This window comes from Georgenia yuyongxinii, assembly GCF_006352065.1.
Classification (GTDB): domain Bacteria; phylum Actinomycetota; class Actinomycetes; order Actinomycetales; family Actinomycetaceae; genus Georgenia; species Georgenia yuyongxinii.
Map to the genome: position 1 here is coordinate 3,568,244 of NZ_CP040915.1, position 26,141 is coordinate 3,594,384.

A 26,141-nucleotide genomic window follows, 5' to 3' on the forward strand; every position below is an offset into this window, starting at 1 on the left:
CTCCGTGCTTGGTTGCCCCTACGTAACACCCGGATTCTTGAGAAGACCTCCACGTAACCTGGGAACTTCCTGGGCGCCCCCCGCACGGAGAGCCTCGTTCACGGCCTCCTGCACCACTCGCGCCAGCGCCGCGCGACGAACCCGCAGGTCGGCGCGCCCCGCGGGGACCTCGACGACGCTGCGCCCACGCACCGGCTCGGCGAGGACGGTGCGCAGGTGGCCGGCGTCCTCCACCAGGGTGTGCCGTGCGCCGTAGGCGGCGGCGAGCGCGGCGAGGTCGACGTGCTGTGGGGTACCGAAGATCCGCTCGAACTGCCCGGCGCGTTCCGGGGCACCGTGCTCGAGGGTGGCAAAGATCCCCCCGCCGCCATCGTTGAGCACGACCACCTGCAGGTCCACCTCGTCCTCGAGGGCGCCTCGGAGCAGGGCGCCGGCGTCGTGGAGGAACGTCAGGTCCCCCATGACCGCCCGGACCGGCTGGTCCAGACCCAGGGCGAGCCCGGTGGCGGTGCTGATGGTGCCGTCGATGCCGGCCAGGCCACGGTTGGCCACCGCCATCGGCCGCCGGTCCGGGTCCCACGGGGCGGCGACCAGGTCGAGGTCGCGCACGATGTTGGACGAGCCGGCCACGAGCACCCTCGGCCCTTCGGAGCGGCCCGCCGCCCGCGCGACGTGGCGGGCGAGCAGCAGTCCGTCGACCGGTCGGCCCGGCTGGGCGATCTCCTGGTCGAGGGCCTGCTGGGCCGCGGCTCCCGCCGCCCGCCACCGGTGCAGCCACGCGGCATCGTCGTCGGCCGGCCGCGCCGGCGCGGCGACCGCACCGACCACCCGGGCGGCCGTCCCGGCCACGTCCGGCCAGGTGCCGCGGGGCGCGACGACGACGATCTCGACGCCCGCCCGCGCGAGGAGCGCGCTCACCGGGCGGGAGAGCGTGGGCCGGCCGAGGACCACCACCCGCTCGATGGCGCCACCCAGCGCCGGCTCGGCCAGGAGCAGCCGGTAGGGGCCGATCGCGTTCTCCCCCGCTCGGGCACCGGAGGTGGGCTCGGCCAGCAGCGGCCAGCCCGCGGCCTCGGCGAGCGCACGGGCCGCGGGCCCGGCGGCGTCGCCGGCCACGACGACCGTGCGCGGGCCGGCCCTCAGCGCCTCCGGTGTGGGGGGTGCGGGTGAGGCGACGACACGGCGCGGCGCCGGCGGCTGGCCCGGGCGCCATGGCGTGGCAGGTGCCAGGGGGTCGCGCAGGGCGACGTTGAGGTGCACGGGCCCGGGGTGGTTGCTGCGCAGCCCCTGCGCGGCGGCCAGCGCCCGGGTGAGGATCTGGTCCAGATGAGAGCCGCCGGGTGCACCGGCCGGCAGGTCGACGGCGTAGCGCACGGCCGAGCCGAAGATCCCCACCTGGTCGGTGGTCTGGTTCGCGCCCGTGCCGCGCATCTCGTGGGGGCGGTCGGCGCTGATGATCACGAGCGGCAGGCCGGCATGGGTGGCCTCGAGCACGGCGGGGTGCAGGTTGGCGACGGCGGTGCCCGACGTCGTCACGACGGCGACCGGGCGCCCCGGCGCACCATCCGCCTCGATCGCGCCGGCCCGGGTCAGCCCGACCGCGACGAAGCCTGCGACGCGCTCGTCGATGCGCACGTGCAGACTCAGCCAGCCGGCCGCCTCGGCGGCCTGCAGAGCGTAGGCCAGCGGGGCGCTGCGCGAACCGGGTGCGAGAACGACGTCCCGCACACCGTGCGCCACCAGGGTCGTGACGAGCTCGCGGGCCGTGGCGGTAGCGGGCTCGATCGCCGAGTCGTCAGCCGCCGTCGGCACCGGTGCCGTGACCGGCTGCGCCGTCGGGCCAAGCCGCGCTCCGCCGTCGTCCCTCATGAGAGGACCGCCAGGTGCCCGGCCATCTCCGTCAGGCGGCTCCGCCACCGTTCGGTCAGCTCAGGAGGCGCGGCCACCGCGTCGAGGGCGGCCGGGGTGGGCTCGGGCCGACGCACGGCGAGCTGACCGTCCACCGGGAGCAGCGGGTCCGGCACGGTGTCGCGCTCGAAGAGGTGCACCGTGGCCAGGCCGCAGGCGTAGGGCAGCTCGGGCAAGGCGGCGGCCAGTGCTAACCCGGCCGCGATGCCGACCGAGCTCTCCAGAGCCGAGCTCACGACCACCGGGAGTCCCACCTCCTCGGCTAGCCGCAGGCACGCCCGGACCCCGCCGAGGGGCTGGACCTTCAGCACGACGACGTCCGCCGCCTCCGCCCGGCGCACGGCCAGCGGGTCCGCCGCGCGGCGGATGGACTCATCCGCGGCGATCGGCACGTGCGTGCGGCGGCGCAGCGCCGCCAGGTCGGCCACGCTCGCGCAGGGCTGCTCGGCGTACTCCAGCTCACCGGCGGCCCGGTCCAGGTGTCGGAGGCGGGTGACGGCGGTCTCCAGGTCCCACCCGGCGTTGGCGTCGATACGGACCTTGCCCGCAGTCCCGAGGGCGTCGCGGACAGCCTCCAGCCGCTCCTGCTCCTCGGCGAGGGACTGGCCCGGCTCGGCGACCTTGACCTTCGCCGTCGTGCAACCTCCGGACGCGGCGACGATGCGGGCCGCCTGCTGCGGGCCGACGGCGGGGACGGTGACGTTGACGGGCACCGAGCTGCGCACCGGCTCGGGCCAGCCCTGCTCGGCGGCCTCCAGGCCAGCCTGCAGCCATGCGGCGGACTCGGGAGCGTCGTAGTCCCAGAAGGGGGAGACCTCGCCCCACCCGGCGGCGCCGCGCAGGAGGACGCCGTCGCGCACGGTCAGCCCGCGGAAGCGGGTGCGCAGGGGGATGGCGTACACGGCGCGCACCGGGATCGGGCCGGGTCGGGGAACGGACATGGTGGCCAGGATAGGAGGACGCACCTACACCACGTGCCGGAGGAGGTCGGTGGCGGTCTTGCGGACGTCGCGGCCCTCGCTCAGCGCGCTGACGACCGCACCGTCCACGACGGCGACGGCGAGCGGCCCGGGGCAGGCGCTGCCCGCCCTCGCGAGGAGGTCGGAGATGGCGGCGTCGAGCCGGCCACGGCCGGCCTGGTAGGCCCGGGCCAGCGCCGGTGAGGCACCCGCCATCAGCAGCTGCTGGTAGTGGCCGCGGACCTCCCCGTCCGGGGGTAGCAGTGCGGCGAGCACGGCGCCGACGACGTCGGCCCGACGGGCGCCACGCGCTTCGGCAGCGTCGAGGTCACTGGCACGGTCACGCGCACCGACAGCGGCACGGTCGGCGGTCGTTCTGTGGTCGTCCCGTACGCGTTCCGCCTGCTCCGCCCATCGTCCGACGAGATGGGCGCCTGCCGCCTCGAGCAGCTCGTCGATGCCGGAGAAGTAGTAGGTGGTGGCCGAGAGCGAGCACCTCGCACGCGCCGCGACCCCTCGGTGGGTCACCGCACCCGGCCCCTCGGCGAGGATGATCTCGGCTGCGGCCTCGATGATCTCCTGGCGCCGCCGGGCTCCCTTTCCCGGGCGGTCCGTGCCGCCGGGCGTCAAGCGACGTTCTCGGCGACGTGCAGGCCGATGATGCCGGCGACGATCAGGACCAGGGACACGAGCTTGAGCACGGAGGTCCCCTCGCCCAGCACGGCCATCCCGACGACGGCCGTCACGCTCGCGCCGATCCCGGTCCACACCGCGTAGGCCGTACCGACCGGCAAGGTCCGCAGGGCGTAGGCGAGGCCGACGAAGCTGAGCGTGGCCAGCACCAGGAAGCTCACCGAGGGCCACAGACGGCTGAACCCGTCGGACGCCTTGAGCGACAGCGCCCAGCCGGCCTCGAGAAGGCCGGACACGATAAGGACGATCCAGGCCATGGCGGCCCCCTTTCTGGTACGGATGTACCAAGATACACCTTCCCGGGGTTGGCGTGCGGATGCGTCTGCCGGAACCGCGCACAGCAACGCTTTGCTTCCGCACGCCTTCATCCACAGTTGCGCGACCCCATCGGCACGATGTCAGTGGCCGGCCCTATGGTAGACATATGTTCGAAAACGATGGAGTTCCCGAGCAGGCAGGGCCCGACGATCCCGGGCCACTGGCGACGTCGCGGGCCGACGAGCCCGCGGACCGCGAGCAGCGTTCGGCCGCGGAAGAGACCGCACCTCTCGAGCCGGAGTCGGCGTTGGCGCCACTGCTGGACACCGCCCAAGGTCTCGTCGGCGCTCGGCTGATCGCGACCCTGGATCCGATCGAGCCGTTCGGACAGGATGTGACCGATCTGGTCGAGCTCGTCGCGCAGTGGTCGCGGACGATCTCGTTCACCTACGCGCGTCGGGCCGAGGCGATCGCGGCCCTGGTCACCCAGTTCACCGACGATCTCGGCACCGGCACCGCGACCCTCGCCGCCACCACCGAGCTGGCCATGCGGCTGGGCATGACGCGGCAGGCGATGAAGAAGCTGGTCGACACCGGACTGGCACTGACAGGCCCCCTCATGACCACGGGTGAAGCGCTCGAGCACGGCGTGCTCGACCCGCGGAAGGCGGAGATGGTGGCCGCTGCCTTGGAGCACCTGCCCTACCCCGTGTGCGAAGCGGTCCAGGACGCCGTCCTGCCAACCGCCCCGAACCGCACTCACCCCCAGTTCGCCCAGGATCTCAGCCGGGCGCTCATCGAGGCGGACCACCACGACGTCGATGCACGGCACAAGGCAGCGCGGTCTCGTCGCCGGGTCTGTCACCCCCGCCATCTGCCCGACGGGATGGCCTCGATCTACGCGGTCTTCACCGCGCCGGACGCGCTGGCGCTCGATCTGGCCCTGGACGGCGCCGCCCGCTCGGCCAAGGCCACCGGAGACTCCCGGACCGTGGAGCAGCTTCGGGCGGACATCCTCGCTGCTGTCGGCGCCGGTGCGCTGGCACAGGGTGGCTTCGGAAATCCCGCGGGTGAGCCGACACCAATCCCACGGCCCGCGCCGCCCCCCGTGGATCCTCGCAAGCCTCCGCCCCCACGCGAGCGGCGCGAGTTCATGTTCCTCGATCCGGAGCCCGATCCCTTTGGTGGTGGCCCGGCCGATCCGACCGACAAGTGCCCGAACGACCACGGCAGGGCCGAGACGACTGACCACGGGACGGCCGAGACGGGAGGCGAGGTCCGCAGGAACGGCAGCACACCGGTCGTGGAACCGCCCGCGGACACCAGTGGATCGACTCCCGCCGTGACGCCAGCCCCCGTGAACTCTCCGGATCCGGCGGCCGCACCGCAGGACTGTTCAGCGTCACCACCGGACCCGCCACCCACACCACCGGACGCGCCACCGCCACCGCCGGAGGTCAAGGCACGGCCATGGTTCCCGGTGGGTGAGGTCGGCGGTGTCCCGGTCAGAATCAACGTCACCGTGCCGATGACCACGCTGCTCGGCGGCGACGAGCCCGGCACCCTGCACGGGTACGGCCCGATCGATCCCGCGACTGCCCGCGCCCTCGCGCTCGGCGGAACCTGGCGGCGCCTGGTCACCGACCCGCTCAGCGGCACCGTCCTCGACATCGGCCAAGCTCGATACCGGCCGCCGGCCGATCTCGCCGCACTCGTCCGCGCCCGCGACCGCACCTGTTTCCGGCCCGGGTGCGGCGCCGACGCCGACGGCTGCGAGCTCGACCACAGCCAGGCGTTCGCCCGCGGCGGGTCGACCGCGTACGCCAACCTCGGCGCAGGCTGCTCCATCGACCACCGGCTCAAGACGGTCGGGGACTTTCAGGTACGTCAGGTCAGCCCCGGCGTCTTTGACTGGACCAGCCGACGCACAGGCCGCACCTACCGCCGCGAGGCCGACGGCCGGACCACGCCGATGCACCCCCGCACCGGCGAACCGCTCACCAGCGGCTGGGCCCCGGAGTACGACGATCCGGCACCGTTCTGACCAACCGCCCTCCCAGGCACGAGAGCTCCGAGGCCGCCACCCGAGCACACACCGACCCATCGACCGGGCCGATTATGGTGAGCGACGTGAGTGAGCAGCCCGACCGCGTGTCCGACATCTTCGACCCGACCGTATGGCGTGAGGTGGTCGGCACCGACTTCACCGACATCACCTACCACCGCGGGGTGGACCGGTCCGGGGAGACCGAGCGGGACCTGCCGGTGGTGCGCATCGCGTTCGACCGGCCCGAGGTGCGCAACGCCTTCCGCCCGCACACGGTCGACGAGCTGTACCGGGCCCTGGACCACGCCCGGATGACCTCCGACGTCGCTGCTGTGATCCTCACCGGCAACGGCCCAAGTCCCAAGGACGGCGGTTGGGCCTTCTGTTCGGGCGGCGATCAGCGCATCCGGGGCCGCGACGGCTACCGCTACGAGACAGCGGGCGCCAACGACGAGGCCCCGCTGGACCAGCGCCGCGAGCAGATCGACCCCGCCCGCGCAGGCCGCCTGCACATCCTCGAGGTCCAGCGCCTGATCCGCACCATGCCCAAGGTGGTGATCGCCGCGGTACCCGGCTGGGCAGCCGGCGGCGGGCACAGCCTGAACGTGGTGTGCGACCTGTCGATCGCCTCCCGGCAGCACGCCCGCTTCATGCAGACCGACGCCAACGTCGGCTCCTTCGACGCGGGCTATGGCTCGGCCCTGCTCGCCCGACAGGTCGGTGACAAGCGCGCCCGGGAGATCTTCTTCCTCGCCCGGGAATACTCCGCGGAGGACGCCGAGCGGTGGGGCGCGGTCAACGAGGTCGTCGACCACGAACAGCTCGAGGTCCTCGCCCTGCAGTACGCGCGCATCATCGCGACGAAGTCGCCCCAGGCGATGCGGATGCTCAAGTTCGCGTTCAACATGGCCGACGACGGGCTAGCCGGCCAGCAGGTGTTCGCCGGCGAGGCCACCCGGCTGGCCTACATGACCGACGAGGCCGTGGAGGGCCGGGACGCCTTCCTCCAGCGGCGCGACCCGGACTGGTCGGGGTTCCCCTACTACTACTGACGAGTTCACCTACTACTGCTGACGAGCCTGCTACTGCTGACGAGCCCGCCCGGATCACCACACCCGGGCGGGCAGCCGCCTACTGCCAGGAGACCGCCCCGCCGTTCACGGGCACCAGCTCGATCCACGTGGTGCCCGGCACCAGCGTGACCTGTCCGCCGTCTGGGTCCGTGAGCACCACGGGGTCGGCTGTCGCAGCCTTGGACCAGCGAGCCTCGAGCACCTTCCCGCCCGAGGCGACGACGGCGTCCCCCTCGCCGGTCAGCACGGTCTCCGGCACGGGGTTGCCGGCGGGGTCGCGGGAGCCGGTGTCGACCACCTGCACTCTCAGCACGACCACGTTCGTGGCGAGGAGCCGGGCGCCGGCGGCGGAGGTCTGCACCACACCGTTATCGTCACGCACCCACGCCCCGGCGGGCCCGCCCCGGCCGGGGTCGGCGGCACCGTCCCATGTCCAGCCCGGCGCGGTCCGCGGGAAGGACACGTCGACCACCGACACCAGGGTGCCCTTGAGCACGGCACTGGCGCGAGCGGGGTGCCAGGCGTACACCAGCTGCTGCGGAGGCGGCGCGGAGTGGTCGGCGTCGGCCTGGGCGAGCAGGTCCGGCCCGGAGCCGTAGACGTTGTGCGGCGCCCGACGGAAACCGACGCGATACATCCCGGCCACACCCTCGTCGTTGCTGAGCACCTGCAGCCCGGCGTCGCGGATCTGCTGGACGAACGGCACCTGGCCCCCTGAGAACGCCATCAGCCCACCCAGCGGCGCGGCGATCGCCGCGTCCATCGGGCGCACGGACCGGATCGGGCCGACCTCACCAGGTACGACGGAGTGGTACACGGCGTTGAACCGGGTGATCCCGCCCTCGACCAGCTCCTCCCACACGACGTCGGCGTCCTCCAGCCCCGTCTGGGGGCGCGCGGCCGCGGAGTTCTCGACCTTCACCGACAGTGCGGGGCGCTCCTGGATCTCCCCAGCGACACCGGTCAGCGGCCAACGGGCCGGCAGCGGCTGGGGCACCGGCTTCCCCGGAAGACTCACCGACGGCGCCGCGCTCGCCGTGGTGCTCGGGGCGGGCTCGGGCTCCCCCTGCGACGTGCAGGCCGCGAGCGCGAGCAGCGCCGAGGCGAGGACCGCCGTCGTCAGGCGTCCCCGCCGGGGCCGGCGCCGCCGAAGCGTCTCCCGGGCAATGGCACGGCCGCGGCCCCCACCGGGCGTTGTCGCGCGATCCGTGGGCGTGCTCATGGTGGCCTGCTCTCTGCGGGGGAAGTCACGGTCAAGGTTAGTTGCGGACTAGCCTCTAACCGGTGACCCCGGAACTCGCGTCGCCCCCCGGACAGCCCGGCCCGCCCGATCTTGTGCCGGTCGCGGGCGGCACCGCCCCTCACCAGGTCACCCTCCTCGTTGACGCGCTACGCACGGTCCTGGCCGACGGCGCAGCCCCCGTCCTCGTCCCGCACGCACCGAGCCGGCCGGGCTCGCAGGTGGTCACCGAGCTGCGGGCCCGCCTTCAGGTGCCCCTCCCGGCCGGCACCGCCGCCGTCCTGCAGACCTCCGGCTCCACCACCGGCCGCGGTCACCTGGTCGCGCTCACCGCCGACGCCCTGACGGCGTCCGCCCGCGCCACCCACGAGCGGCTCGCCGGCCCCGGCCGATGGCTGCTCGCCGTCCCCGCCCACCACGTGGCCGGGCTGCAGGTGCTCGTGCGCTCACTGGTCGCGGGGACCGCACCGGTGGTCCTGGACACCTCCGCCGGGTTCGACCCGGGCGCCCTCGCCGCCGCGGCGGCCGCCATGGGCGACGACGCCCCCGGGTACCTCTCGCTGGTGCCCACCCAGCTCGTCCGGGTGCTCGACGCCGGCGAGGCGGCGACCGCCCCGCTGCGCCGGCTCGCGGCGATCCTCGTCGGCGGCGCCGCGTCCGGGCGGCGGACCCTCCAGCGCGCCCGGGACGCCGGGCTGCGGGTGGTGACCACCTACGGCATGACCGAGACCGGCGGCGGCTGCGTCTACGACGGCGTGCCGCTGCCCGGTGTCCGGCTGCGGCTGACCGAGGACGACCGTGTCGAGCTCAGCGGTCCCATGCTCGCCGCGGGCTACCTCGACGACGCCGCCGCGGACGCCGCCGCGTTCCGCACCGAACCGGGCGGCCGGTGGCTGCGCACCTCCGACCGTGGCCACCTCGAGGACCGCGACGGCGCTCAGCGCCTGACCGTGCTCGGCCGCGTCGACGAGGTCCTCAACACCGGCGGGGTCAAGGTCTCCCCCACCGCCGTCGAGCGGGTGCTCAGCGAGCACGACAGCGTGGGCGAGGTCGTCGTCGTCGGGGTGCCCGACGCCGAGTGGGGCCAGCTCGTCACCGCCGTCGTGGCCCCCGTGCCGGGCCGGCCGGTCCCCGGCTTGAGCGAGCTGCGCGCCGCCGTCCGTGCCCGCCTGGGCGGCGCGCACGCCCCGCGGGCGGTGGTGGTCCTGGACCACCTCCCCGCGCGTGGGCCCGGAAAGGTCGACAGGATCGGCGCGGCCCGGCTCGCGGCAGCGGCGCTCGCGGAGCCGGGACTGGCCCTGGTCGAGCGGCACGGAGGGTCGACGGCGCAGGCGTAGGCGGGTCGACGGCGCAGGCCTAGCCGCAGACGACGGCGCAGGCCATCGGGCCGTCCGACGGTGGGTGCCGCCCGCCCAGATATCCTCGGGTGTTCTTCTGACCGGCCGCGGCCGGTCCGCGCCCCCATGTCTGGACGGAGTTTCATGGCCACGCTCGCCGACTGGCTCGAAGGTGCGCGCGTGCGCACGCTGCCCGCCGCGGTCTCCCCGGTGATTCTCGGCACAGGGGCGGCGGCCGGGCTCGGGCAGGCGTCGGCGGGGCGGGCGCTGCTCGCCGGCGGGGTAGCCCTCGCCCTCCAGATTGGCGTGAACTTCGCCAACGACTACTCCGACGGCGTCCGCGGCACCGACGACGTCCGCACCGGACCCCCGCGCCTGACCGGCGGCGGCAAGGCCAGCCCGGCCACGGTGAAGCGTGCCGCGCTGCTCAGCCTCGGCCTCGGCGCGGTGCTCGGGCTGGCGCTCGTGGCAGTGTCCGGCACGTGGTGGCTGCTGGCCGCGGGGGCGGTGGCGATCGTCGCGGCGTGGGGCTACACCGGCGGGTCCAGGCCCTACGGGTACATGGGCCTGGGCGAGGTGGGGGTCTTCGTGTTCTTCGGCCTGCTCGCCACGCTCGGCACCACCTGGACGCAGGCCCTGCAGCTGTCCTGGCCCGCCTGGGCAGGCGCCGTCGGGATCGGGCTCATCGCCTGCGCCCTGCTGATGGTCAACAACATCCGCGACCTGCCGACCGACGCCCAGGTGGGCAAGCACACGCTGGCCGTGCGGCTCGGGGACCGGCCGGCCCGCGTGGTCTACGCCCTCATGGTGTGGCTGCCGCTGGCGCTGGGTGTGGCGTGCTCGGCGGTCTCACCGTGGGCGCTGCTCGTGCTGTTGCTCGCCCCGTGGACGTTCCGCGTCTCGCGGGTCGTGCTCTCCGGTGCGGCCGGGCGGGACCTGATCGTGGTCCTGCGCGACACCGGGCTCCTCGAGCTCGGCTACGGCGTGCTGCTCGGGGTCGGCCTGGCTCTCTAGCATGTTGCCGGCGGCCGCGGCGCTGGTCGTGGTGGCTGGCCCCGCACCCGCACTTCCGGCGTCGTCCACGAGGGCGTCCTCGTAGGCGGCATCGTCCTCAGCCGCGGCTGAGAAGGTGGGTCGGTCCTCCCGCAGCGGGCTGAGCTCGGCGATGACCTCGGCCGCAGCGCGGCCCTGCGGGCGCAGCACCAGGTAGGAGAGCAGGGCCCCCACGACGACGGCGGTCACCCACAGCAACCACGAGCGCATGCCGATCAGGTAGAGCACCCCCGCCGCTGCGAGCACGAGGAGCAGCCGGAGCACGGTGTAGACGAGCAGACGCATCCTCCCAGCCTACGGCGCACGTAGGGGGTGTCCCTGGCCCGCCTGCACGTCCGGGAAGCGCGCCGACTACCCTGGGGGACATGGGTAGGCTTTTCCCGGTGATCCTTCTGGTCGCCGTCATCGTGTACGCACTCATCGACTGCGTGCGCACGCCGGGCGACCGCATGCCGGCCGGGATCCCCAAGTTCCTCTGGCTGGTGCTGATCGTGGTGTTCCCCGGGCTCGGTGCGCTCGCCTGGATCGTCATCAGCCGCATCGCCCTGGCGGAGGCGTCGCGGCAGGCCGGCACCCGGCCGCAACCCGGCCTGTGGAGCGCCGAACCGACCCGTCGCACGCCCTGGCGCAGCGGCCCGGTGGCCCCCGACGACGACCCGGAGTTCCTCGCCCGCCTCGAGGCGGAGCAGCGCCGGGCCGAGCGCGAGCGGCGGGCACGTGGCAGGGCTGAGGGTCCACCGGAGGGCACCAAGAACGACGACGCCCCTGACGAGAGTCCGGGCGGCAGCGCCGAGGGCTCCAGCAGCGACGACGGCGACGTCACGCCGGGCACGCCGCGGCATCCCTGACGACCCGATCGCACCACATCGTCCGCGCGATACCGCCCGCGCACAGGCCCGACCAGTCCTGGTCCACAACCTCGCGGGCATCAACGCCTCGGTCGGCCAGGTGCCGACCAACGAGATGGCGAAGATGGTTGCCGTGCCAACCATTTTCGCCATCTCGTTCCAGTCTGGATCCGCGCGCGCATAGAGCGTGCCGCGTTGCGCGTGCACGGTTCGCCAGAGCGGGCGTGACACGTCGCGCGGCGGGGCGTGACACGTCGCGCGGCGCGGCTGCCCCTGGACCCGAAAGGCCAAACGGGCCCACCGTGACTTGGGGGCCCGTTTGGTATCAGCGGGTGCGGAAGGAAGCCGTCAGCCGAGCCCGCTGTAGGCGTGCAGGCTGTTGTTGAAGAGCAGGTTCACCACGAAGTAGTTCGCGAGGATGCACACGAAGCCGAAGATCGACAGGTAGGCGGCGCGGCGCCCCTCCCAGCCGCGGGTGGCCCGGGCGTGCAGGTAGGCGGCGTAGACCACCCAGATGACGAAGGACCAGACCTCCTTGGGGTCCCAGCCCCACGGCCGGCCCCAGGCATGCTCGGCCCAGATGGCGCCGGCGATGACCGTGAAGGTCCACATCATGAAGCCGACGGCGTTGAGCCGGAAGGCGAGGCGCTCGAGCTCCGCTGAGGACGGCACCGACTCCAGCAGGCGGCCCCACACGCCCAGCCGCGGCGCGGCCTCGGTCTGCTCGGCCACGACCGTGGCGACCGCACGCTCGGCGCCCTGCGACGGCCGCGGCGGGTCCAGGCTCTCGCGGCTGCGGTGCAGCTCGGCGCGCTCCTGGAAGAGCTGGATCACCGAGAAGGTCACGGCCACCGTGAAGACACCGGTCGCGAGCGTGGCGACGGAGACGTGGATGACGAGCCAGTAGCTGTCCAGCGCCGGGGGCACGCCATCGGCGCGCACGTACAGCACCGCGACGGCGACCCCGAGTAGGAGGAGCACCGGACCGGTGATGAAGGTGCCCAGGAACCGCAGGTCGCGACCTCGCTGCAGGCCGAGGAACAGCGCGACGGCCATGAAGGTCGCCAGGAGGGAGAACTCGTACATGTTGGCCCACGGCACGCGCCCGGCGGCGATGCCGCGGGTGACCACCGCGATGAGGTGGAGGGCGGCGCCGAGCCACGTGGTCGCCATCGCGATCCCGGCGGCCCGACGACGGCGGCCCTGGGGCCCGCGGTCACGCAGCCCGGAGAGGTCGACCGCGAAGCTCACGAGGGCGACCATGTACGCCGCCATGGCGCCGTAGACGAGCAGCGTGCTCAGCTGGCCGAGGGTGCTCTCGGGCATCAGTGTCCTTCCTTGGCCGGGGGTGTCCCGGCGGTGGTCTCCACGCGGGCCACAGGGCCGGCGTCGTCAGGGCTGGCGTCGTCAGGACCGGCGTCGTCGGCGGCGGAATGGGCGTCCACCGGTGCGGCGACGCCGGGCGGTGGGACTCGGCCGGGTGCGGCGACCTCATTGTGCTCCTGCGTGCCGGCCGCGGACAGCACGAGATCGAGGTCGCGGCCCAGACCGGGATCGTCCCCGCGGGCGAGCGCGGCCCCCTCGAGCGAGGTGCCGCCGTCGGACCGTGCGGCGAGGCGCACCCACAGGCGCCGGCGGGGCACGAACAACGAGGCGAACAGGCCGAGCATCGAGGTGACGGCGAAGGTCAGCAGCCAGGGCAGGGAGGGGTCGTAGCGCAGGTCGAGGGCCGCGAAGCGGGGCAGCGCGTCGAAGGTGACCGAGCCCAGGCCCTCCGGCAACTCGACCGTGTCGCCCGGCTCGAAGTAGAGCGTGACGGGCTCCTGGCCGCCGACGGCCGAACCCGGCGCGCCGTCGGCGGCGGGCTCGTAGACCTGCCGCATGCCGTCGGTCTTCAGCACGTAGACGTTCTGGGGCACGCCGTCGTCGAGGCCGAGATCGCCCGCCCACAGGGTGAGCACGAGCAGCGGCGCGTTCGGCTGGGGATGCATGGAGAAGGCGGTGCCGTCGTCGTTGACAAAGGCCGTGGGCAGGAAGGCGCCGGTCAGGCCGAGCTGGTCCTGCCCGCCGGTGACGTCTGGGACCTTGATGACGCCGCGGGAGGTGTAGACGCCGTCCTCCGGCAGGAACGGCACCGGCCCGGAGAAGGCGACCTCCCCGGCGCCGTCGCGCACCGTCACCTTGGGGGCGAAGCCGTTCCCGGAGAGGTAGACGTTCGCGCCGCCGGCGTCGAGGGGGTGGTTGACCTTGATGGTGTCCGCCCGGGTGACGCCGTCGGGCTCGGTGACGCTGACGTGGGCGGTGAAGTCGCGGGCCTGGGCGTCCACGGTGAAGGCGGACGTGAACTCCTCGAGCGTGAAGGTGAACGGCTCGAGGGAGTCGGGGTCGAACAGGGTACCGGGGTCGAAGGAGTCGTAGGCGACGACGGAGTTGGCGAAGGACTGTCCCTCGATGACCACGGCCTGACCGCGGTAGCTGAACAGCTGCCCGGCCGCGAGGGAGACGAGGAGGCCGACCAGGGAGAGGTGAAAGACCAGGTTGCCGGTCTCGCGGAGGTACCCGCGCTCGGCGGTGATGCCGTCGGCGGTCACGGCGGTGCGGTAGCGGCCCTTCAGCGCCCGCAGCACGTTGTCGCGGGCCACGTCGGGGCTCTCGACGACGACCCTGTCGCCGCGCGCCGGGAACCGGGCAAAGCTACGCGGCACACGCGGCGGCTGGGCGCGCAGGGCCCGCCAGTGGACCGCGATACGCGGCAGGATGCAGCCGATCAGCGACGTGAACAGCAGCAGGTACACCGCCGCGAACCACGGCGAGGCATAGACGTCGAAGAAGCCCAGCCGCTCCAGCCACGGCGCGAGCGTGGGGTGGTCCAGGTGGTACTGGGACACCGCGGTGGGGTCTTGTGGCGTCTGCGGGAAGAAGGAGCCGGGCAGCGCGGTGACGGCGAGCAGCAGGAGCAGCATGAGCGCCACCCGCATGCTGGTGAGCTGGCGCCACATCCAGCGCAGCCAGCCGGTGAGCCCGAGGGCCGGCTGCCGCGGGGCCGAGGCGGTGGGCGCGTCGGCGGTGGGCGCGTCGGCGGTGGGCGCGCGGTCGGCCAAGGCAACCTCGTCCCCCAGCCCCGCCTTGGAGCTGAGGTTCGTCGGGTCGGAGTCCTCGTTGGACCGGAGCCTGACCATCACACCACCGTCTCGAAGTTGGTGACCAGACCCTGAAGCTGGTTGGCGACGAGCCCCCACAGCCCCGTCACGAGGGCGAGGCCGAGGAGGACGAGCAGGGCGCCGCCGAACACCTGGATGCCTCGGCGGTGGCGACGCAGGAAGCCGAGGGTTCGCGCCGAGCGGGCGAAGGCCATCGCCAGCACCACGAACGGCACCCCCAGGCCGAGGCAGTACGCCAGTGCCAGGACGGCGCCGCGCGCCGGGTCCGCCCCACCGAAGGACAGGCTGAGGACCGCGGCCAGCGTGGGACCGATGCACGGCGCCCAGCCGAGCCCGAAGACCACCCCGAGCACCGGCGCGCCCCACATGCCCTGGCGTGGGGTCAGGTGCACCCGCCGCTCCCGCTGGAGGAACGGCACGCCGCCCATGAACGCGATCCCCATGACGATCACGAGCACGCCCAGCACCCGCAGGACGACGTCCATGTACTCCTGCAGCGCGACCCCGGCGAGCGAGAACACCACCCCGAGCAGCACGAACACCGCGGTGAACCCGCCGACGAAGAGCAGCACGCCGGCCAGAAGCCGGCCCTGCCCGCCGCGGCGACCGCCGTCGGCGCCGGTCATGCCGCCCAGGTACCCGACGTAGCCGGGCAGCAGCGGCAGCACGCACGGCGACGCGAAGGACACCAGCCCGGCGAGCGCGGCCACCGGCAGGGCGGCCAGCATCGACCCGTCGACGATGGTGCGCTCGAAGGTGTCGGCGATCTGCTCCCAGCCCACGGGTGCCTCAGGCCTCCTCGGCCAGGACGTCGTCGATGAGGCCGCGCAGGATGCCGGGGTCGAACTGGCCGAGCACCCTGGCGGCGACCCGGCCCTCCCGGTCGAGTACCACCGTGGACGGCATCGCCTGCAGCGGGACCAGCCCCTCGAGGGCCGCCACCGCGCGGGCGTCGGCGTCGTGCACCGACGGGTAGGGGATCTCGAAGGTGCGCTCGAAGGCCTGGGCCGTGCCGACGTCGTCGCGCGGGTTCACGCCGAGCAGGCGCACGCCGGCGTCGGCGTAGTCGTCGTGGATGGCGCGCAGGTCCGGCGCCTCGGCCCGGCACGGCGGGCAGGCCGCGTACCAGAAGTTCAGGACGACGACGTCGCCGCGGTCCTCGGCCAGGTCGACGGGGTCGCCCTCATAGGTGGTGCCGGTGAGCTCGACGGCGTCGCCCCGCTCCCCGGCGGCCCAGGTGGCGAAGGAGCCGTCGCCGGCGACGTAGCCGCTGTCCGCGGCCTGGGTGGTCCCCCCGGGTGCGCACGCGCCGAGCGCAAGGGCGGTCACGAGCAGGAGCAGGGCGACGGGCCGGGCCAGGGGCCGGGCGACGGGCCGGGCCAGGGGCCGGGCGAAGCTCGGGGCCTGGGCGCCACCGGGCGAGCGTTTCATGGGCGGGTCTCCCCCGCGTTCTCGGCGGCGGCCGACGTGCCGGGCACCATGTCCGAGGCGCCGCGAAGCAGCTCCCCGGCGGGCTCCCAGTAGCTCAGCCCCACGAGCCGGCGGCCGTCGAAGGTGAGCGAGGTCAACGAGGCGAGGGAGCATTGACGGCGCCGCGGGTCGTGGGCGAGGGGCCTGCGCTCCAGGGAGAGCCGGGTCACCCAGATCGGCAGCTGGTGGCTCACCAGCAGCGCCTCGCCGCCCGCGGCGCGGGTCAGGGCGTCGGAGATGGCACCGCTCATCCGGGCCACCTGCGCCCGGTACGGCTCGCCCCAGCTCGGCCGGAACGGGTTGACGTAGGCGTGCCAGTGGCGCGGGTGGGCCAGGACCGCACGGTTGCGGTTGACCGCGATGCCCTCGAAGTGGTTGGTCGCCTCGATGAGGCGGGGGTCGGTCGCCACGTCCAGCCCGTACGCACGGGCGGCGGGCAGGGCGCTCTCCTGGGCACGCTGCAGGGGCGAGGCGATCACCGCGCGCACGTCGTGCCCGCCGGAGTGGAGCACCTCGGCGACGCGGCCGACCATCTCCTGGCCGCGGTCGGACAGGCGGTAGCCCGGCGCGCGCCCGTACAGGATGCCGTCCGGGTTGTGCACCTCGCCGTGCCGCATGAGGTGGACCGTGGTTCGCTGCATGGCCCCAGTGTCGCAAACTCGGCGGGCCGCTCGGGCCCCCGCCGGATGTCAGGCGGTCGCGCCGTCCTCGTCCTCGTCGTGGACGAAGACCGACATGATCTCCCCGAGCTGGCGCATCTGCGCGGGAGTGAGCCGGTCCACCAGCCGCGCCCGCACGGACGCGACGTGCCCGGGGGCGATCTCCTCCAGGCGGGCGAACCCGGCGTCGGTGAGCGTGCAGTTCACCCCGCGGCGGTCGTCGGCGCAGGTGCGGCGCTCCACCAGGCCGGCCTGCTCCATGCGCCGGATGGTGTGCGTCACCCGGGAACGGGAGTGGACCAGCTCCGCCGCGAGCACCGACATGCGCAGCGTGCGCCCCTCGGCCTCCGACAGGCGCACAAGCACCTCGTACTCGCTCAGCGAGAGCCCGGACTGCTGCTCGAGGTCGTGGTTGACGTCGTCGAAGAGCTGCGCCGAGCCTCGCAGGAGCTGGCGCCAGCTGTGCTGCTGGTCCGCGTCGAGCCACCGCATGGTCGACGGCGTCTGCGTGGTCATGGCCACCATCCTCCTCGACGCCTGCCTCGGCGTCCTAGTCACGCGACCCCGCACATATTCCCGGGCGGAGAGTCGCGCAAAACACTTGCATGAACCTTCAAGCATCAAATATAGTTCAAGTGTCAACTACTCGCCCCACCCGAGGGAGCACCACCATGGCCACGATCCCCGCTGGTACCTACGTCATCGACGGCTCGCACACCGATGTCGCCTTCACCGTCCGCCACGCCGGCATCTCCAAGGTCCGCGGCAAGTTCGAGAAGGTCGAGGGCACCATCACGGTCGGTGAGAACCTCGCCGAGTCCGTCGCCAACATCACCATCGACGCCTCCTCGGTCAACACCGGTGACGCCAACCGCGACGGCCACCTGCGTTCCGCCGACTTCTGGGACGCCGAGAGCAAGCCCACCTGGACCTTCGTCTCCACCGGCGTCGAGGGCGACGGCGCGGAGTTCGTCCTGAAGGGCGACCTCACCATCAACGGAGTCACCAAGCCGGTCGCGCTGGACGTGGAGTTCAACGGTTCCGTTGTGGACGCCTTCGGCTACCCGCGCATCGGCTTCTCCGCGAGCACCGAGATCTCCCGCAAGGAGTTCGACCTGACCTGGAACGCGGCCATGGAGACCGGTGGTTTCCTCGTCGGCGACAAGGTCAAGGTCCTCCTCGAGGTCGAGGCGAACCCCCAGGCCTGAGTCACCCGCCCCCGTGCGGGGGCACGTGACTTCCGCGGCGACGGCACCCTCGGGTGCCGTCGCCGTCGTCGTGTGCACGGGCGCGGGCACGGGGCCGCGGTGTGCGGGCCCGCACCTACGTCGAGGGCTGATCGACGGGCCGACGGCGCATGGTGGGCCGTGCGCGGTCGGCCCGTCGATCAGCCCTCGATGAATCAGGTGCCTCACCGCGAGCGCGGGCTCAGCTCAGCGCTGCGCCAGCGCCGTCCGCACCCGGTCGGACTCGATCCGCCAGTAGCCCTGTTGCACGCCGTCCACGGTGACGACAGGGACGAGCTCGCCGTACTTTTCACGCAGCTGGGCGTCGGCGTCGATGTCGACCTCGGCGAAGGCCTCCCCCGTGTCCTCGCGGACTCGCTCGAGCATCGCGCGCGCCTGGTCGCACAGGTGGCAGCCGGCACGGCCATAGAGGACCACGCGCGGCGCGGCGGTCCCCACGGCGGGGTCAGGGGTGGGGAGGTCCATGGCTCATGACCTTACGCGGCCCGGCTAGGCTGCCCTGGTGCCAGCAACGCAGGACAGCACCGCTGCTGCCCGCGTGGCGGCGTTCTTCGACGTCGACAACACGATCGTGCGCGGGGCCAGCGCCTACCACCTGGCCCGCGAGCTCTACCGCCGGGGGTTCTTCGGGCCCCGGGACATCCTGTTCGCCGCCCGTCACGCGCTGGCGTTCGCGGTCAACGGCGAGAGCCTGGCCCGAATAGCCGCGATCCGCGAGCGGGCGCTGGGCATGGTGCGGGGCCGTTCGGTCGCGGAGGTGCTCTCCATCGGCGAGGAGGTCTACGACGAGGTGCTCGGTAGCCGCGTCTTCCCGGGCACCCTCGCCCTGCTGGAGTCGCACGTGGCGGCCGGGCACGAGGTGTGGCTGGTGACCGCCACCCCCACCGAGATCTCCGACCTGCTGGCCCGCCGCCTGGGCGCGACCGGGTCGCTCGGCACCCGGGTGGAGGCGACCGACGACGGGTACTACACCGGGCGGCTGCTCGGGGACATGGTGCACGGCGAGGCCAAGCGGGCCGGGGTGGAGGCCCTCGCCCGCGAGCGGGGCATCGACCTGCAGAACTCCTACGCCTACGGCGACTCGATCAACGACGTGCCGCTCCTGGCCGCGGTGGGCCGGCCGTGCGCGGTCAACCCCGAGCCGCGCCTGCGCGCCCACGCCCACGCGCGCGGCTGGCCAGTCCGGGACTTCCGCCGACGGCGGCGCGGAGTGGACCTCCGGGCCGGCGCCCGCTCGGCCCGGTGGGCGGGAACGGCGTGGGCGGCCGCGGTCGTAGTGCGCGCGCTGGTGCGGTGGGTGCGCTCGCGGGCGGCCTGACCAGGAAGCGACCTCGCGGGCATGACCCAGGAACGACGCAGGCCCGGCACATGGCCGGGCCTGTAGTCACGACGCCGCGAGGGGCGCCGGGTGCGTCACTTCTTGTTGCGACGCTGGTGGCGGGTCTTGCGCAGCAGCTTGCGGTGCTTCTTCTTCGACATGCGCTTGCGGCGCTTCTTGATAACTGAGCCCATCGGGCACCTCACATAGCTATCGGACGTACGGTGAGCGCGCGACGGCCCGTCACACGCAGAACGGGTAAATCCTAGTCGATCAGCGTCCGCCGGCGGACGCCTGCCCCCACTCGCCGAGGCCCTCGTTGATGAGGTTCTCCACGGCGGCCTGGGGCACGCGGAAGGACCGGCCCATCCGGACGGCGGGCAGCTCACCGGCGTGCACCATCCGGTAGACGGTCATCTTGGACACCCGCATGAGCTCGGCGACCTCGGCGACCGTGAGGAACCGCGGCGCTCCCAGCTGCTCGGCCATGTCCATCCGTCCTACTCGACCCCGCTCGTTCGCGTCGGGGTTCCCTCACCGAAATATAGGGGCAAATGTGGCCAGCGTGAAACGCTTCCAGATTGCATCCTTGTGACGAAGGTCTCCGGCCGCTTGACGAGAGGTCTCCGGCCGCCCCCGTCAGTCCAGCATCGGGTCCAGTCCGTGCCAAGGGAAAACCGCCTGGCGCGTGGCCATGATCGCCCGGTCGACGGCGTCGTCGGGGTTGAAACCGTCGGTGAACCGAGCGAAGCGGGCGTCGCGCCCGTCGGACATCGTGCGCGGGGCCTCCACGTCCGCCAGGTCCCGGACGCGCCGGCGCCACACGTCGGGCACCGCGGTGCCTGGCTCGAGCGGCCGCCCGGCGACGACGGCGACAAGATGCGCCCAGGCGCGCGGCACCACGCCGATCACCTCGTACCCACCGCCGCCCAGGGCCACCCAGCGGCCGGCCGCGTATCGGTCGGCGACATCCGCCACTAGCAGCTGGGCGGCGCGCTGGGCGTCGATCGAGACGTCCAGCTGGGCGAGCGGGTCCGTGCCGTGGCAGTCGCACCCGTGCTGGCTGACGACGATGTCGGGGGCGTGGGCGCGCACGAGCGGCTCGGTGACGGCCTCCACGGCCCGTAACCAGCCGGCGTCGGCGGTCCGCGGGGGCAGCGCGACGTTGACGGCGCTGCCGCGGGCGACGGCGGAGCCGACGTCCTGGGCGTAGCCGGTGCCGGGAAAGAGGCTGCCGGGGTGCTGGTGCACCGAGATGGTCAGCACCCGCTCGTCGTCCCAGAACATGCGCTCGACGCCGTCACCGTGATGGGCGTCGAGGTCGAGGTAGGCCACGCGGGCGCCCTGCTCCAGGAGCCAGGAGATCGCGACCCCCGCGTCGTTGTAGACGCAGAAGCCCGACGCCCGCGCGGGCATCGCATGGTGCATGCCGCCGGCGATGCTGGCCGCGCGGCGGGCATCGCCGCGCCAGACCGCCTGGGCCGCCGTCAGGGTGGAGCCGACGATCCGTGCGGAGGCGGTGTGCACCTGCCCGAAGACGGGGGTGTCGTCGTCACCCAGGCCGTACCCGGGCGGCGCGTGTCCGTCGGCCTCGGCCCGGCGGACGACGTCGAGGTACTCGGCGGTGTGCACCCGGCGCAGATCGGCGTCGGACGCGACCGGGGCGGGCACCACGCGGAGGCTGCCGTCGAGCACGCCGAGGTCCTCGAGCAGCTGGTGGGTGAGCAGCAGGCGAACCGGCGTCATCGGGTGCGCGAGCCCAAAGTCGTAGCTGACGAGGTCCTCGGACCAGACCAGCAGCGCGTCGGCGGGCATGCTTCACCGTACCGGCCGGGAGGCGCACCCATGTGCCACCGGCGTGCACGCCGTCGCGGGGCGTGCTGTGCCAAGGTTGGGCGGGGCCCGCCGGGTCCAGCCGGGCGGCGCGCGTGCCGGCGGCGCGAGACGAAGGAGGCGTCGTGGCGACGGAGTCGCTACCCGGCGCGATCCGCGTCTCGCGGGACTGGCTCGACAGGATCGCCCGCAACTCCCCCGCGCGACTGGCGCTGCTGGTCTTCGCCGGCATCATCGCCGTCGAGACGGTGCTGCTCTCGCTACCCGCCGCGACCGCGTCGGGCGAGCGGGCGCCGTTCGTGGACGCCCTCTTCACCGCGACGTCCGCGGTCTGCGTGACGGGCCTGGTCACGGTGGACACCGCGACCTACTGGTCGGGTTTCGGCCAGGCGGTGATCCTCGTCGGCATCCAGATCGGCGGCCTCGGTGTGATGACGCTGGCCTCGATCCTGGGCCTGGCCGTCTCCCGCCGGATCGGCCTGACCCAGCGGATGCTCACAGCTGTCGAGACGAAGACCACCCGCCTGGGTGAGGTCGGCTCGCTGATCCGGGCGGTCATCATCGCCTCCCTGGTGGTCGAGGGCATCCTCACGCTCGTGCTGGTGCCGCGGTTCCTGGTCCACGGCGAAACGTTTGGGCAGGCGGTGTGGCACGGCCTGTTCATGGCACTGAGCATCTTCAACAACGCCGGGTTCGTCGTCATCAACGGCGGACTGACCCAGTTCGTCGGGGACTGGTGGCTGGGGCTGCCGATCGTGATCGGCACGTTCATCGGCGCCATCGGCTTCCCGGTGATCCTCAACGTCTCGCGCCTGTGGCGTACGCCCGGCAAGTGGAGCCTGCACGCCAAGCTCACCGTGCTCACCTCGGCACTCCTGGCGGCCGGCTCCACCGTGGCCATCGGCCTGTTCGAGTGGACCAACCCGGACACCTTCGGGCGGCTCACGTTCGGCGACAAGATCCTCGCGAGCCTCGTCCACGGGATGACACCGCGGTCCTCCGGCCTGTCCACGGTCGACGTCGGGCAGATGCGCGAGTCGACCTGGTTCCTCACCGACGCGCTCATGTTCGTCGGCGGCGGCAGCGCCTCGACGGCGGGGGGCATCAAGGTCTCCACGCTCGCCGTGCTCGTCCTGGCCATCGTCGCCGAGGCGCGTGGTGATCGGGACATCGAGGCGTACGGCCGCCGGATCGGCTCCTCCACGGTGCGGCTGGCCGTGTCGGTGGCCTTCATCGGCTCGACCCTGGTGGGCGTCGCCACGCTCCTGCTGCTCATGCTCACCGACATGCGCCTGGACGTCATCCTCTTCGAGGTGATCTCGGCCTTCGCCACCTGTGGCCTGAGCACGGGCATCACCCCGGAGCTGCCGGACGGCGCGAAGTACGTCCTGACCGGGCTGATGTTCGCCGGGCGCACCGGGACGATGACCGTGGCGGCCGCGCTCGCCCTGCGCGAGCGCCGGCGCGTCATCCGGATGCCCAACGAGCGGCCGATCATCGGCTGACGCGTGTGCCGCCGTCGGCTGCCGCGTGTGCCGACGTCGGCCGCGAACGATCGCGCCAATCGGCCACCCACCTGCGAGGATGCTCCATGGATCGCGGCCACCGGGCCGCACGAGGAGCGGAAGAGATGTCGGAGAAGGCACAGTCCCGGGACTCCGGTGTGCTCGTCATCGGCCTGGGCCGGTTCGGCGCGGCGATCGCCGCGACGCTGGAGAAGCTGGGCCGGGACGTGCTCGCCGTGGAGAAGGACCCGGTGCTGGTGCAACAGTGGTCGAGCCGGCTGCCCGTCGTGGAGGCCGACGCCACGAACCCCGAGGCGCTCGTGCAGCTCGGCGTCGAGGACTTCCCCGTGGTCGTCGTGGGCGTGGGCTCCTACCTGGAGGCCTCGGTGCTCATCACCGGCAACCTCGTGGACCTGGAGCTGCCGCAGATCTGGGCCAAGGCCATCAGCGCCGAGCACGGCCGCATCCTGCGCCGCATCGGCGTGCACCACGTGGTCTACCCCGAGTACGACGCCGGGCAACGCGTGGCGCACATGGTCTCCGGGCGCATGCTCGACTACATCGAGATGGAGGACGGCTTCACCATCGTGAAGATGCGTCCGCCGCGCGAGACCCAGGGGTTCACCGTCGGGGAGTCGAAGATCCGCGAGCGCTACGGCATCACGGTCATCGGGGTGAAGCCGCCCGGCGAGCCCTTCGAGTACGCCACCCAGGAGACCCGCATCGGCGCGGACGACCTGCTCATCGTCAGCGGCGACTCGGCGCTGCTGGAGAAGTTCGCGCACCGTCCCTGACCGCGACCATCCGTGGTGGTCGCGGCCCAGGGCGGGTGATCAGCGCCCGGTCACCAGGTGCCGGCGGGCGGCGTACCGCTCGCGCACCTGCGGAGCGGGCTCGCCGTCGTAGGTGCGTACCTCCGTCGTGCTCCAGGTGGGTGGCTCCGGCTCACCCGAGAGCACCCAGGCGGCCTGGCGCGCGGCGCCATCGGCCACGTACTCCCCCGGTGCCGGGACCTGGACCGGGCGGCCCAGGACCGCGGGTGCGACTCGGCGGACGGCCTCGGACCTGGCGGCACCGCCGATCAGCTGGATGCGCTCGACCGGCACCCCCTGCGCGCGCACCGCGTCCACGCCGTCGGCCAGGCCGCAGAGCAGGCCCTCCACCGCGGCGCGGGCGAGGTGCTCGGGCGTCATGGTCGACAACGTCAGCCCGAGCAGCGATCCGGTGGCCCCGGGGAGGTTGGGTGTCCGCTCCCCTTCGAGGTAGGGCACCAACGTCAGTCCGCCGGCCCCGGCCGGCGCGGTCAGCGCCAGCGCGCTGAGGCCCGCGTGGTCGACGCCGAGCAGCCGGGCTGCGGCATCCAGCACGCGTGAACCGTTGAGCGTGACCGCCAGCGGCAGGAACGAGCCGGTGGCGTCGGCGAAGCCGGCGACCAGCCCGCTGGGGTCGGCCACCGGCCGCGGGGAGACGGCGCTGACGACGCCGGAGGTCCCGATGGAGACCGCCACGTCGCCCCCGGCCATCCCCAGACCGAGCGCCGCACCGGCGTTGTCCCCGGCGCCGGGCCCCAGCACCAGGTGGCCGAGGTCGGCCGCGAGGTCACCGCGCCCGGCCCCCACCCCCGGGCCAAGGACGCGCGGGAGCACGAGGTCCTCGACCCGGTCGCGCCGCAGCGCCAGGGCCAGCAGGTCCCGCCGGTAGACGCCACGGGCGGTGTCGAAGTACCCCGTGCCGGAGGCGTCGGACCGGTCCGTGACCAGGGTGTCGAAGCTCGTCGCCCCGCCCAGCCGCCACGTGAGCCAGTCGTGGGGCAACGCCACCGCCGCTACCCGGGCGGCGTTCTCCGGCTCGTGATCGGCGAGCCACCGCAGCTTGGTGACGGTCAGGGACGCCACCGGCACCGAACCGGTGGCCTCGGCCCAGGCCGCCGGACCGGCCGCGGCGTCCCCGCGGTCCGCGCGGCCGAGCTCGGCGATGAGGTCGCGGGCCGCACCGGCGCTGCGGGTGTCGTTCCACAGCAGCGCCGGACGGATGACCGCGCCCTCGGCGTCCAGCGCGACGAGGCCGTGCTGCTGGCCGGCCACGCTGACGGCCTCGACGTCGTCGAGGCCGCCGGCCGCGGCCAGGGCCGCCCGCAGGGCGTCCCACCACGCCTCGGGGTCGACCTCCGTGCCGTCCGGGTGAGGGGCCTGCCCGAACCGGCGCAGCGCACCGGTGGTGGCGTCGCGGACCACCACCTTGCAGGACTGGGTGGAGGAGTCGATCCCGGCGACCAGCGTCTCGCGCATCCGCCCCACCTCAGCCGATGAGGTGGCGCAGCGCCAGCTGGTTGAGGCGCACGAAGTTGAAGTCACGCTGCGCGGCGGCGTCGGCGTCGAAGTCCTCGAAGGCGCCACGGTCGGCGAGGAAGTCCTCGAGCGACTCCCCCCGGGCGAGCGTCGGCTCGGACAGCTCCAGGACGCCGGACTGCTCCATGGCCGCCTGCACCTCGGGGTCGGCGCGGTAGGCCTTGGCCTTCTCCGCGAGCATGAGGTACATCTCCATGTTGGCCCGGGCCGACTCCCACACACCGTCGAAGCCCTCGGTGCGCGAGGGCTTGTAGTCGAAGTGGCGTGGTCCGGTGTACATGGGGCCGTCCTGGCCGGCACCCGGGAAGCCGTTCTCAACCAGGTCCACGGTGAAGAACGCGGAGAGGAGGTCGCCGTGGCCGAATACGAGGTCCTGGTCGAACTTGATCGAGCGCTGGCCGTTGAGGTCGATGTGGAAGAGCTTGCCCGACCACAGGGCCTGCGCGAGGCCGTGGGTGTAGTTCAGCCCGGCCATCTGCTCGTGCCCCGTCTCGGGGTTCAGGCCCACGATGTCGCCGTTGTCCAGCTGGGCGATGAAGCCCAGGGCGTGGCCGACGGTCGGCAGCAGGATGTCACCGCGCGGCTCGTTGGGCTTGGGCTCCAGGGCGATGCGCAGGCCGTAGCCCTTGTCCTTGATGTAGCCCGCGACGGTGTCGATGCCCTCGGCATAGCGGTCGAGCGCGGCGTTCACGTCCTTCGCGCCGTCGTACTCGCTGCCCTCGCGCCCGCCCCACATCACGAACGTCTCCGCACCCAGCTCGGCGGCGAGGTCGACGTTGCGCAGGATCTTGCGCAGCGCGAAGCGGCGCACCGACCGGTCGTTGGAGGTGAAGGCGCCGTCCTTGAACACCGGGTGGCTGAAGGTGTTCGTGGTGACCATCTCGATCACCAGGCCGGCGTCGTCCGCGGCCTTCTTGAACGTGGTGAGGATCTGCCCGCGGCTGGCGTCGTCGGCACCGAACGGCACCACGTCGTCGTCGTGGAAGGTCACGCCCCAGGCGCCGAGCTCGGCGAGCCGGGTCGCATACTCCCAGGGGTCTAGGGCCGGTCTGGTTGCCTCGCCGAACTGGTCGCGGGCCGTCCAGCCGACGGTCCACAGACCGAAGGAGAAGCGGTCCTCGGGGGTGGGCTTGCGCACCATGTCGTACTCCTCATCGAGACTTTGTTTCGGGGAAAGACTTATT

26 protein-coding genes and 1 pseudogene are annotated in these 26,141 nt (G+C 73.1%); 9 read left to right on the forward strand and 18 right to left on the reverse strand.

The window, feature by feature from the left end; translation table 11 throughout:
* Positions 1-18: 18 nt before the first annotated feature.
* From menD to FE374_RS16230, 4 genes are read right to left on the reverse strand one after another with little or no spacing between them, the layout of a single operon-like run.
* Positions 19-1,869: a 2-succinyl-5-enolpyruvyl-6-hydroxy-3-cyclohexene-1-carboxylic-acid synthase gene (menD, locus tag FE374_RS16215; RefSeq protein WP_139930205.1), complete on the reverse strand. Its 1,851-nt coding sequence runs from the start codon at positions 1,867-1,869 to the stop codon at positions 19-21.
* The gene (locus FE374_RS16220; RefSeq protein WP_139930207.1) at positions 1,866-2,849 is read right to left on the reverse strand and encodes an o-succinylbenzoate synthase; all 984 of its coding nucleotides are present in this window, start codon (positions 2,847-2,849) and stop codon (positions 1,866-1,868) included. The genes menD and FE374_RS16220 overlap by 4 nt, the downstream gene beginning before the upstream one ends.
* 24 nt (positions 2,850-2,873) lie before the next feature.
* The gene (locus tag FE374_RS16225) at positions 2,874-3,497 is read right to left on the reverse strand and encodes a TetR/AcrR family transcriptional regulator (protein ID WP_139930209.1); all 624 of its coding nucleotides are present in this window, start codon (positions 3,495-3,497) and stop codon (positions 2,874-2,876) included.
* Positions 3,494-3,817: a DMT family transporter gene (locus tag FE374_RS16230; protein WP_139930212.1), complete on the reverse strand. Its 324-nt coding sequence runs from the start codon at positions 3,815-3,817 to the stop codon at positions 3,494-3,496. The genes FE374_RS16225 and FE374_RS16230 overlap by 4 nt, the downstream gene beginning before the upstream one ends.
* Before the next feature lie 59 nt (positions 3,818-3,876).
* On the opposite strand from FE374_RS16230, the gene FE374_RS16235 reads away from it, so the two are divergent.
* Both FE374_RS16235 and FE374_RS16240 read left to right on the forward strand, forming a co-directional pair.
* Positions 3,877-5,862 (forward strand): HNH endonuclease signature motif containing protein, encoded by a 1,986-nt coding sequence (locus tag FE374_RS16235; protein ID WP_139930214.1) that lies wholly within the window; start codon positions 3,877-3,879, stop codon positions 5,860-5,862.
* Positions 5,863-5,936: 74 nt separating this feature from the next.
* On the forward strand, positions 5,937-6,917 hold the full coding sequence (locus FE374_RS16240) for a 1,4-dihydroxy-2-naphthoyl-CoA synthase (RefSeq protein WP_139930216.1): 981 nt from the start codon (positions 5,937-5,939) through the stop codon (positions 6,915-6,917).
* A 79-nt stretch (positions 6,918-6,996) separates the two neighbouring features.
* Here the strand turns inward: FE374_RS16240 and FE374_RS16245 are convergent, their stop codons facing one another.
* Complete coding sequence (locus tag FE374_RS16245; protein ID WP_139930218.1) at positions 6,997-8,160, reverse strand: DUF3048 domain-containing protein; 1,164 nt, start codon at positions 8,158-8,160, stop codon at positions 6,997-6,999.
* Between the two features lie 62 nt (positions 8,161-8,222).
* On the opposite strand from FE374_RS16245, the gene menE reads away from it, so the two are divergent.
* On the forward strand, positions 8,223-9,515 hold the full coding sequence (menE, locus tag FE374_RS16250; protein ID WP_139930220.1) for an o-succinylbenzoate--CoA ligase: 1,293 nt from the start codon (positions 8,223-8,225) through the stop codon (positions 9,513-9,515).
* 144 nt (positions 9,516-9,659) lie between these two features.
* Positions 9,660-10,529, forward strand: a complete 870-nt coding sequence (locus tag FE374_RS16255) for a 1,4-dihydroxy-2-naphthoate polyprenyltransferase (protein ID WP_139930222.1) — start codon at positions 9,660-9,662, stop codon at positions 10,527-10,529.
* Between the two features lie 201 nt (positions 10,530-10,730).
* Here the strand turns inward: FE374_RS16255 and FE374_RS19980 are convergent.
* Positions 10,731-10,853, reverse strand: a pseudogene (locus FE374_RS19980) (DUF4229 domain-containing protein); the annotation flags it as partial.
* A gap of 80 nt (positions 10,854-10,933) precedes the next feature.
* On the opposite strand from FE374_RS19980, the gene FE374_RS16265 reads away from it, so the two are divergent.
* Positions 10,934-11,416 (forward strand): PLD nuclease N-terminal domain-containing protein, encoded by a 483-nt coding sequence (locus tag FE374_RS16265; protein WP_139930226.1) that lies wholly within the window; start codon positions 10,934-10,936, stop codon positions 11,414-11,416.
* Positions 11,417-11,764: 348 nt separating this feature from the next.
* Here the strand turns inward: FE374_RS16265 and ccsB are convergent, their stop codons facing one another.
* From ccsB to FE374_RS16295, 6 genes are read right to left on the reverse strand one after another with little or no spacing between them, the layout of a single operon-like run.
* Complete coding sequence (gene ccsB, locus FE374_RS16270; protein ID WP_139930228.1) at positions 11,765-12,742, reverse strand: c-type cytochrome biogenesis protein CcsB; 978 nt, start codon at positions 12,740-12,742, stop codon at positions 11,765-11,767.
* Positions 12,742-14,595: a cytochrome c biogenesis protein ResB gene (resB, locus tag FE374_RS16275; protein WP_139930230.1), complete on the reverse strand. Its 1,854-nt coding sequence runs from the start codon at positions 14,593-14,595 to the stop codon at positions 12,742-12,744. Before resB ends, ccsB begins: the two co-directional genes overlap by 1 nt.
* Entirely contained in the window at positions 14,595-15,359 is a 765-nt protein-coding gene (locus tag FE374_RS16280; protein WP_388043648.1) for a cytochrome c biogenesis CcdA family protein, read from the reverse strand. The genes resB and FE374_RS16280 overlap by 1 nt, the downstream gene beginning before the upstream one ends.
* Positions 15,360-15,366: 7 nt before the next feature.
* The gene (locus FE374_RS16285; protein ID WP_139930232.1) at positions 15,367-16,008 is read right to left on the reverse strand and encodes a TlpA family protein disulfide reductase; all 642 of its coding nucleotides are present in this window, start codon (positions 16,006-16,008) and stop codon (positions 15,367-15,369) included.
* Positions 16,005-16,688, reverse strand: a complete 684-nt coding sequence (locus FE374_RS16290) for a histidine phosphatase family protein (RefSeq protein WP_139930234.1) — start codon at positions 16,686-16,688, stop codon at positions 16,005-16,007. The genes FE374_RS16285 and FE374_RS16290 overlap by 4 nt, the downstream gene beginning before the upstream one ends.
* Positions 16,689-16,736: 48 nt before the next feature.
* Complete coding sequence (locus FE374_RS16295) at positions 16,737-17,222, reverse strand: MarR family winged helix-turn-helix transcriptional regulator (protein WP_179957330.1); 486 nt, start codon at positions 17,220-17,222, stop codon at positions 16,737-16,739.
* 155 nt (positions 17,223-17,377) lie between these two features.
* Between FE374_RS16295 and FE374_RS16300 the strand changes: the two genes are divergently transcribed.
* Positions 17,378-17,914: a YceI family protein gene (locus FE374_RS16300; RefSeq protein WP_139930238.1), complete on the forward strand. Its 537-nt coding sequence runs from the start codon at positions 17,378-17,380 to the stop codon at positions 17,912-17,914.
* A gap of 225 nt (positions 17,915-18,139) precedes the next feature.
* Here FE374_RS16300 and FE374_RS16305 read toward each other — a convergent pair whose 3' ends face one another.
* Positions 18,140-18,418 carry a glutaredoxin family protein gene (locus tag FE374_RS16305; RefSeq protein ID WP_139930240.1) on the reverse strand — a complete coding sequence of 93 codons (279 nt, stop codon included), beginning with the start codon at positions 18,416-18,418 and terminating at the stop codon, positions 18,140-18,142.
* Positions 18,419-18,455: 37 nt separating this feature from the next.
* Between FE374_RS16305 and FE374_RS16310 the strand changes: the two genes are divergently transcribed.
* Positions 18,456-19,271 (forward strand): HAD family hydrolase, encoded by an 816-nt coding sequence (locus FE374_RS16310; protein WP_139930242.1) that lies wholly within the window; start codon positions 18,456-18,458, stop codon positions 19,269-19,271.
* 95 nt (positions 19,272-19,366) lie between these two features.
* Here the strand turns inward: FE374_RS16310 and FE374_RS16315 are convergent, their stop codons facing one another.
* From FE374_RS16315 to FE374_RS16325, 3 genes are all read right to left on the reverse strand, one after another.
* Entirely contained in the window at positions 19,367-19,465 is a 99-nt protein-coding gene (locus tag FE374_RS16315; protein ID WP_005504750.1) for a 30S ribosomal protein bS22, read from the reverse strand.
* Between the two features lie 79 nt (positions 19,466-19,544).
* Positions 19,545-19,760, reverse strand: coding sequence for a helix-turn-helix domain-containing protein (locus FE374_RS16320; RefSeq protein WP_139930244.1), 216 nt, complete (start codon positions 19,758-19,760; stop codon positions 19,545-19,547).
* A 150-nt stretch (positions 19,761-19,910) separates the two neighbouring features.
* The gene (locus FE374_RS16325; RefSeq protein WP_139930246.1) at positions 19,911-21,086 is read right to left on the reverse strand and encodes an acetoin utilization protein AcuC; all 1,176 of its coding nucleotides are present in this window, start codon (positions 21,084-21,086) and stop codon (positions 19,911-19,913) included.
* Between the two features lie 143 nt (positions 21,087-21,229).
* Here FE374_RS16325 and FE374_RS16330 point away from each other — a divergent pair, with 143 nt between their 5' ends.
* Entirely contained in the window at positions 21,230-22,609 is a 1,380-nt protein-coding gene (locus FE374_RS16330) for a TrkH family potassium uptake protein (RefSeq protein WP_223173563.1), read from the forward strand.
* A 125-nt stretch (positions 22,610-22,734) separates the two neighbouring features.
* Complete coding sequence (locus FE374_RS16335) at positions 22,735-23,403, forward strand: potassium channel family protein (protein ID WP_139930248.1); 669 nt, start codon at positions 22,735-22,737, stop codon at positions 23,401-23,403.
* Positions 23,404-23,442: 39 nt separating this feature from the next.
* On the opposite strand, the gene xylB is transcribed toward FE374_RS16335, so the two are convergent.
* The gene (gene xylB / locus FE374_RS16340; protein WP_139930250.1) at positions 23,443-24,897 is read right to left on the reverse strand and encodes a xylulokinase; all 1,455 of its coding nucleotides are present in this window, start codon (positions 24,895-24,897) and stop codon (positions 23,443-23,445) included.
* Positions 24,898-24,907: 10 nt separating this feature from the next.
* Complete coding sequence (gene xylA / locus FE374_RS16345) at positions 24,908-26,098, reverse strand: xylose isomerase (RefSeq protein ID WP_139930252.1); 1,191 nt, start codon at positions 26,096-26,098, stop codon at positions 24,908-24,910.
* Positions 26,099-26,141 lie beyond the last annotated feature (43 nt).

What these genes read in the sequence shown, in the direction of transcription:
- FE374_RS16325 (WP_139930246.1), bottom strand. Translation starts at nt 21,086, where the DNA reads ATGCCCGCCGACGCGCTGCTGGTCTGGTCCGAGGACCTCGTCAGCTAC.
- FE374_RS16295 (WP_179957330.1), bottom strand. Translation starts at nt 17,222, where the DNA reads ATGACCACGCAGACGCCGTCGACCATGCGGTGGCTCGACGCGGACCAG.
- FE374_RS16320 (WP_139930244.1), bottom strand. Translation starts at nt 19,760, where the DNA reads ATGGCCGAGCAGCTGGGAGCGCCGCGGTTCCTCACGGTCGCCGAGGTC.
- FE374_RS16335 (WP_139930248.1), top strand. Translation starts at nt 22,735, where the DNA reads ATGTCGGAGAAGGCACAGTCCCGGGACTCCGGTGTGCTCGTCATCGGC.
- resB (WP_139930230.1), bottom strand. Translation starts at nt 14,595, where the DNA reads ATGGTCAGGCTCCGGTCCAACGAGGACTCCGACCCGACGAACCTCAGC.
- menD (WP_139930205.1), bottom strand. Translation starts at nt 1,869, where the DNA reads ATGAGGGACGACGGCGGAGCGCGGCTTGGCCCGACGGCGCAGCCGGTC.
- xylA (WP_139930252.1), bottom strand. Translation starts at nt 26,098, where the DNA reads ATGGTGCGCAAGCCCACCCCCGAGGACCGCTTCTCCTTCGGTCTGTGG.
- FE374_RS16255 (WP_139930222.1), top strand. Translation starts at nt 9,660, where the DNA reads ATGGCCACGCTCGCCGACTGGCTCGAAGGTGCGCGCGTGCGCACGCTG.
- FE374_RS16305 (WP_139930240.1), bottom strand. Translation starts at nt 18,418, where the DNA reads ATGGACCTCCCCACCCCTGACCCCGCCGTGGGGACCGCCGCGCCGCGC.
- xylB (WP_139930250.1), bottom strand. Translation starts at nt 24,897, where the DNA reads ATGCGCGAGACGCTGGTCGCCGGGATCGACTCCTCCACCCAGTCCTGC.
- ccsB (WP_139930228.1), bottom strand. Translation starts at nt 12,742, where the DNA reads ATGCCCGAGAGCACCCTCGGCCAGCTGAGCACGCTGCTCGTCTACGGC.
- FE374_RS16265 (WP_139930226.1), top strand. Translation starts at nt 10,934, where the DNA reads ATGGGTAGGCTTTTCCCGGTGATCCTTCTGGTCGCCGTCATCGTGTAC.
- FE374_RS16300 (WP_139930238.1), top strand. Translation starts at nt 17,378, where the DNA reads ATGGCCACGATCCCCGCTGGTACCTACGTCATCGACGGCTCGCACACC.
- FE374_RS16315 (WP_005504750.1), bottom strand. Translation starts at nt 19,465, where the DNA reads ATGGGCTCAGTTATCAAGAAGCGCCGCAAGCGCATGTCGAAGAAGAAG.
- FE374_RS16245 (WP_139930218.1), bottom strand. Translation starts at nt 8,160, where the DNA reads ATGAGCACGCCCACGGATCGCGCGACAACGCCCGGTGGGGGCCGCGGC.
- FE374_RS16290 (WP_139930234.1), bottom strand. Translation starts at nt 16,688, where the DNA reads ATGCAGCGAACCACGGTCCACCTCATGCGGCACGGCGAGGTGCACAAC.
- FE374_RS16285 (WP_139930232.1), bottom strand. Translation starts at nt 16,008, where the DNA reads ATGAAACGCTCGCCCGGTGGCGCCCAGGCCCCGAGCTTCGCCCGGCCC.
- FE374_RS16240 (WP_139930216.1), top strand. Translation starts at nt 5,937, where the DNA reads ATGGTGAGCGACGTGAGTGAGCAGCCCGACCGCGTGTCCGACATCTTC.
- FE374_RS16220 (WP_139930207.1), bottom strand. Translation starts at nt 2,849, where the DNA reads ATGTCCGTTCCCCGACCCGGCCCGATCCCGGTGCGCGCCGTGTACGCC.
- FE374_RS16230 (WP_139930212.1), bottom strand. Translation starts at nt 3,817, where the DNA reads ATGGCCTGGATCGTCCTTATCGTGTCCGGCCTTCTCGAGGCCGGCTGG.
- FE374_RS16235 (WP_139930214.1), top strand. Translation starts at nt 3,877, where the DNA reads ATGCGTCTGCCGGAACCGCGCACAGCAACGCTTTGCTTCCGCACGCCT.